The organism is Gracilimonas sp. B-17 (genome assembly GCF_056857935.1).
In genome coordinates this window covers 1469429-1476115 of sequence record NZ_JBSXOA010000012.1, presented here as the reverse complement: position 1 = coordinate 1476115, position 6687 = coordinate 1469429, and the positions used below count along the sequence as shown (strand labels likewise).

General features: G+C 44.6%; 4 protein-coding genes. 1 reads left to right on the top strand and 3 read right to left on the bottom strand.

Going from position 1 to position 6687, the window contains the following annotated elements:
* Positions 1-393: 393 nt before the first annotated feature.
* The 3 genes from AC13FX_RS14750 to AC13FX_RS14740 form a co-directional block, all read right to left on the bottom strand.
* Positions 394-2748, bottom strand: coding sequence for a S9 family peptidase (locus AC13FX_RS14750; protein WP_482881661.1), 2355 nt, complete (start codon positions 2746-2748; stop codon positions 394-396).
* Positions 2749-3073: 325 nt separating this feature from the next.
* Complete coding sequence (locus AC13FX_RS14745) at positions 3074-5431, bottom strand: S9 family peptidase (protein ID WP_482881659.1); 2358 nt, start codon at positions 5429-5431, stop codon at positions 3074-3076.
* A gap of 118 nt (positions 5432-5549) precedes the next feature.
* Positions 5550-5894 (bottom strand): PH domain-containing protein, encoded by a 345-nt coding sequence (locus tag AC13FX_RS14740; protein ID WP_482881658.1) that lies wholly within the window; start codon positions 5892-5894, stop codon positions 5550-5552.
* Positions 5895-5989: 95 nt separating this feature from the next.
* On the opposite strand from AC13FX_RS14740, the gene ccsA reads away from it, so the two are divergent.
* Positions 5990-6646, top strand: a complete 657-nt coding sequence (gene ccsA, locus AC13FX_RS14735; protein ID WP_482881657.1) for a cytochrome c biogenesis protein CcsA — start codon at positions 5990-5992, stop codon at positions 6644-6646.
* Positions 6647-6687: the final 41 nt, after the last annotated feature.

Sequence of the window (6687 nt, the reverse complement as noted above, 5' to 3'; positions counted from 1 at the left end):
GAAAATTGAATATTCGGGAAGTCTCCGACTTCCAATACGGTAAATAACGTGATTTATGCATGTCTGAATTATGGTCTCTTAAGTTATCGCTCGGCAGGATTATTCCTAATTTAAGCTATAATGACTCGCTAAAGACTTAAGATATCCTCTAGTTTAGATTATTGTTGAAAACTCTACTTTGAAGCCCTTAATAAAATAAAGATCCCATAGATATTTTCAGTCTTGAGCGAAGCGGAGACTGAAAATTAAAAGCTAAGGAAGCCTCTGACTTCTATTACGTGCAACCGGCTAAACTCAAATCAGGATTCTCATCAATATCCAATATTGAAATAAAAAACGCCGAAGCAGTTTCCCACTTCGGCGTTGAATGTTCATTATTGAATGTTCAATGTTCTATTCCACTTCAGGGAGATTGAAATCCACATTAGTCCGGTAATCTCCTAGCAGGTGTTCTGCGAAGTAGTACCACATCATGCGCTGGAAGTACGGATTGTAGGGGCCGAACCCATGTCGGCGTCCCGGCAGGATCATCATATCAAACCGTTTTCCGGCTTTGATAAGGGCATCGGCAAGCCGGATGGTATTGGCCGGATGTACGTTATTATCCATATCTCCGTGAACCAGTAACAGATGTCCTTTTAAGTTCTCAGCCAGAGCGGCATTGGTTTCAACAGGAGCATCAAAGGTGATCTCCTCTTTTTCCACTTCAACGCTGTCCTCATTCATTTCCTTGACAGTCTTTTTCACTTCCTTCACGCCGTTGTGGACTTCACCCCACCAGATATTATAGATATTGTTGTCGTGGTTACCGGCAGATGACACAGCCACATCATAAAAATCAGGGTAGGTCAACAGAGCGGCTGTACTCATAAAACCACCTCCTGAGTGCCCAAAGATCCCAACTCTGTCCTGATCCACAAATGAATGCCTGGATGCGAGCTGCTCGATCCCATATTTGTTGTCAGCCAGCGGGTAGTCTCTCATATCACCATACCCGAAGTTATGATAATATTTTGAACGGATCGGGCTGCCGCCACGCTGACCAAAGGCAAGCACGACAAATCCAAGCTGAGAAAGTGACTGATTTCTACCGGTCGATCCGGTCACAGAAAAACTGGTTGGGAAAGGCTCAGTCTGAGGTCCCGGATACACATAAGTGATGATGGGGTAGCTTTTGGTGGAATCAAAGTCGAAAGGTTTCCACATCACACCATACAGATCGGTGGCCCCGTCGGCCGCCTTTACTGTGAATTCTTCAGGGGCCTGCCAGCCAATTTCCTCGGCAGCCTTCATATCGACCTTCTGCAATTCCAGTGTCACTTCACCGGCTGCATTTATGACCACAGTAGTGGTCGGCTGATCCACTTTGGAGTAGTTATCGACAAAGTAATTGCCATCCTCGGAGGGAGAAATGTTATGATTGGCATCCTCCGGGGTCAGGTGCCTGAAACGGGAACCGTCAAATCGAACCGAATATAGATTTTCGAAATAAGGATTTTGACCGGCTTCACGTCCGTATGCAGAAAAATAAATGGTTTGAGCCGTGGTGTCGATCTTAGCAATATCCCCCACAGTATAAAAGCCGTTAGTGATGGCATTCTTAAGATTTCCTTCACTGTCATAGCGATACAACTGCCCCCATCCGGTTCGTTCACTCCACCAGATGAATTCTTCCCCTTCGTTAATAATGGCCAGCTGTGCGTAACGAGTATTGAAATAGGGCTTGCTCTCCTCTGAGAACAATACTTCGACCTCCCCGGTACTGGTATTGGCTTTAAGCACATCGATCTTGCTCCATGTGCGGTCTCTTCTCAGGATGTAGAGGTAGTCTGACCGGTCCGTCTCGAATATCCCACCATCATTGAAATAGGCCCCTCCAAGGGACTGATCTTCCCACTTATCGGTATCAAGGGTTACAGAGGTTTGAGCTGCCGGGTCGAATACTTTGATCTCATCAATATAGATATCCTCTTCTCCGGGCATAGGGTATTTGTAGGTCTCAAGTGAAGGTCTGTCACCTGAGGAATCAATGACCCAGAGTTCATCAACCTTTCGTTTGTCCTGTCGTTTTACCCAGAGTTTTTTGGAATCCTCGAACCAGTTCACGTTAGCTTCAAGTCGTTTATTTGAGGTAGTGTCATCATCTTCATCCTGATAGCTGAACCATAATTTGCCGTCATCGGTCAGCTGGATCTCCGTACTGTCCTCATCATCCGCTTTCATTACGTATAGATTGTGATTTTTTGCAAATGCGATCCAGGTGCTGTCAGGTGAGTAGGTAGCCCAATCTTCTTCTTTTTCTTCCTGAAGGGAATCCCCTTTGACCAGTTCATTGCCATTCAGGTTATAGGTGAACTCGATACTGTCAACATGAAAGGTGAAGCGTTCCCGGTCGGTATCATATTCAAAGTCTTCCAGATCAAGGTCCTTGGCGTTGAAAGGGCGGTTGAATAATTCTGCCAGTTGCGAAGCCATATTTTCCTGATCGAAAAGTAAACGCTGAGATGGGCGGGCTGCATCTACGTAGTACCAGTTTTTGCCTTCATTGTTTTCGTAAGTGTACCAGAAACGATCGGTATCTTCTATCCATCGCGGGAAGACTGAGGTGTTTCCTATCAGTTTTTCCATTTTTTCGCCGGTGAAGCGTTCAGCAGCTTCAAAATTAGCCTGCTGAGCCAAAGTAAGGGTGGACATCCCAAATAGGAGCAATACAATGGGAAATAGTGATTTTAAAGATCTAAAGAGCATGAGAATGAGTTAAGTTTATCGTTTGTCTGAAGTAAAGAGTTTTTATTGTAAAAATTATATAATTGTACAGCATGACTGTATTTATGATAAATAAAAAACGCCGAAGCAGTTGCCCACTTCAGCGTTGAACCTCTATTGCAGAACCTTCAAGCGTCCGTAGGTCCTTGAAGCGTTCGGATAATGGGTATAAATTCTACTTTGGAGCTCCATAAAACAACGCTTGCAGGTCTTTAAGGACGCTGCAAGGTTGTTCCTTTAGCATAAAAAACGCCGAAGCAGTAAGCCACTTCGGCGTTGAATGTTCAATGTTCGCTATTAAACGGATCTACTCATCTTCAGGTAGATTGAAATCCACGTTGGTCCGGTAATCACCTAGCAGGTGTTCTGCAAAGTAATACCATTTTTGCCGCTCAAAGTATGGCTGATATGGTCCGAAGCCATGTCGGCGTCCCGGAAGGATCATGAGGTCAAAACGTTTGCCGGCTTTGACAAGGGCATCCACCAGGCGTATGGTGTTAGCCGGGTGAACATTATTATCCATATCACCGTGAACCAAAAGCAAATGTCCTTTCAGGTTTTCAGCAAGTGAAGCATTGGTCTTGATCTCACTTTCGAATGTGATCACTTCCTTTTCTACCTCAACACTGTCCTCATTCATTTCCTTGACAGTCTTTTTCACTTCCTTGACGCCATGGTGTGTTTCTCCCCACCAGGTATTGTACACATTGTTGTCGTGGTTACCGGCAGAAGAAACAGCGGCAGTGTAAAAATCAGGATAGGTCAGAAGGGCGGCTGTACTCATAAAACCACCGCCGGAATGTCCAAAGATCCCAACCTTATTATCATTGATATAAGGATGACGGGCAGCAAGCTGCTCTATTCCATATTTGTTGTCAGCCAATGGATAATCTCTCAAATTATCATAACCATAGGTATGATAGTATCTGGACCGCATTGGACTACCGCCACGGTTACCAAAGGCCACTACTACAAAACCTAACTGAGCAAGCGCCTGGTTGCGGCCGGTGTATCCCTGCAGAGAGAAGCTGGTCGGGAACGGCTCTGTTTGTGGTCCCGGATACACATAGGAAATGATAGGGTAGCTTTTAGTGGAGTCAAAGTCGAAGGGTTTCCACATGACGCCGTGAATATCGGTTACGCCATCGGCTGCCTTGATCCTGAATTCCTCGGGGGCTTCCCAGCCGATCTCCTCAGCAGGGGTCATATCCACCTCCTGCAGGTTCAGGCGAATTCGGCCATTTTCGTCACGCAGAACTGTACGGGTAGGCTGGTCAACTCTGGAAATATTATCCACAAAGTAGTTGCCTTCATCAGATTCAGAGATCCAGTGGTTGGCATTCTCAGGTGTCAGGTGTTTGAAGTCTGAGCCGTCAAATTTCACACTGTAAAGATTGCTATGATAGGGGTTGTCACCATCCCGGCCAAAAGCTTCAAAGAAGATCTTCTTGCCGGAAGTATCTACTTTCACGACGTCACCAACTACAAAGTTACCATTCGTGATCTGATTTTTCAGATTGCCTTCGCTATCGTAGCGGTATAGTTGTCCCCATCCGGTTCGCTCACTCCACCACAGATATTCTTCACCATCATTCATAATGCCTAAGTACTGGTAGCTCCAGTTAAAGTAGGGCTCACTGGTTTCGCTGATCAATACTTCCGTTTCACCGGTTTCGGTATCTGCAATAAGGACATCCACTTTGTCTGAGGGCCGGTTTTCGCGATAAATGTAAAGCTTATCGGAACTGTTAGCGCGATAATCACCGGTTTGATGCCCACCGTAATTGGCTCTTAGGTCCTGATCCTCCCATTTATCGGTATCCATTCGAACGCGTTCGCGGCTATCAATATCAAACACTTCTACGTGGTCGATCCCGATCTCATCCTCGCCGGGCATGCCGTATTTATAGGTCTCCAGTTCAGGTCTCTCACCCAGTGAATTGATCACCCAGAGTTCATCCACTTTACGCATGTCAGTGCGGGTCACATATAATTTTGTTTCATCATCAAAGAAACGCGCGTTGGTTCTGAGTCTCTCATTGCTGGTGGTGTCACCTTCATCTGCCTGATAACTGAACCATCGTTCGCCGTCTTCAGATAGTTGTATTTCCGTACTGTCCTCATCATCAGCCCTCATTACATAAAGGTTGTGGTCCTTGGCAAATGCGATCCAGGTACTGTCAGGGGAGTAGGTAGCCCAATTATCATCCTCATCCTCTTTCAGGGAGTCGCCTTTGATCAGCTGATTACCGTTCAGGTTATAGGTGAATTCGATGCTGTCTACATGAAAAGTAAACCGTTCTTTATCGGTGTTATACTCGAAATCTTTCAGATCAAGATCCTTGGAATTGAAAGGTCGCTCAAAGATCATGGTAAGCTGAGAAGCCATTTCTTCCTGATCGAACAGAAGCCGTTGCGAGGCTCTTTCGGCATTTACGAAATACCAGTTCTTTCCGTCGGGGTTCTCGAATTCATACCAGAAGTTGTTGGTGTCTTCGATCCAGCGGGGATAAACGGCCGTATTTCCGATCATTTTCTCCATTTTATCTCCGGTGAAACGCTCAGCCGCTTCAAAATTTGCCTGTTGGGCAAAGATCGACAGGTTGGCAGTAAAGGAAAGGATCAATGCAATGAAGAATCCTTTGGTCAGTTTTGATGAAATCATAGTCAGTTGGATAAGGTTTTGGTTACAGGCTTCAAAGAAACGGGATATTTTTGTAAAACACTTGTAAACATTAGGTAAGATCTCAACAGCTAGTGTTTGATGCAGTTGTTATGATCATTTAAGATTCTGTCAATGTATTTGCGACCTTTTCAGGTTCTTTTAATCCAAAAAGTGAGTACTCTTGCCCGGAAGTATGTACAATGATTGTCCCCAAACCAAAAGGGTCGTAATTCGTTTCAACATCATTGATATTTTCAAGGTCAATATTTCTGGAGTATTTTCCGTGAACAATGGTGAGCATGTTCTCAGTGATCCTGTACGATATACTGCGCCGTTTACTTTCTGTTTTCCATATCAGGTAAAGGCCTATAAGTAGTGGTGAAAGTATAATTCCGATAGTATAACCCCTGAAAAAAGCTTTAACGGAAGGAGTTAGAACGATAGGATGATGATGATAGGTCATGGCAGATTTTACGGATTTTATACTCAGAATATCGGGCCGAAGTTTGTATATTTTAGACTTGAAACGCAGTTATAGTTAACGAAATTCATACTTTCTTGAAAATCTGGAAATACGTAGTAGCTATCTGGATGACGATCGTCATTTCTGCCGGCTTTCTGATATACATTCCTGAGATCCCCATTCTTGAACAAACGGCCCGGAATATATTCTTTCATGTTCCTATGTGGATGACCATGTTCGTGCTCTTTCTGATCAGTTTTTGGTATAGCATAAAGTACCTGAATGAACCGGATCCTGTTTTTGATATCAAAGCATCCTCTGCGGCATCTGTAGGGGTGGCATTTGGCATATGTGGGCTTTTGACCGGATCATTGTGGGCACGTTTTACCTGGGGTTCCTGGTGGACCTTTGCTGAACCGAAAATGAACCTTGCTGCACTGGCACTCATGATCTATGTGGCTTACTTCATGTTACGTTCTGCTTTTGACGACCGGGAGAAGCGGGCTAAACTCGCAGCGGTCTATAATATCTTTGCGGTAACTACGATCCCGTTCTTGCTATATGTGGTTCCAAGGCAATTGACAAGTTTACACCCCGGTGCTGATGGAAATCCGGCCTTCAGCGAAATTACAGCGGATGAATTGAGGTTCATTTTATACCCGGCATTTATCGGATTCATAGCGCTTGGCATCTGGATATATGATATCCTTCATCGTTATAACAGGGTAAAACTTGAACTGGATAATTCGTAATTTAAAAAGATAAATATTGGATCGGTCTGTAGATCAGATCC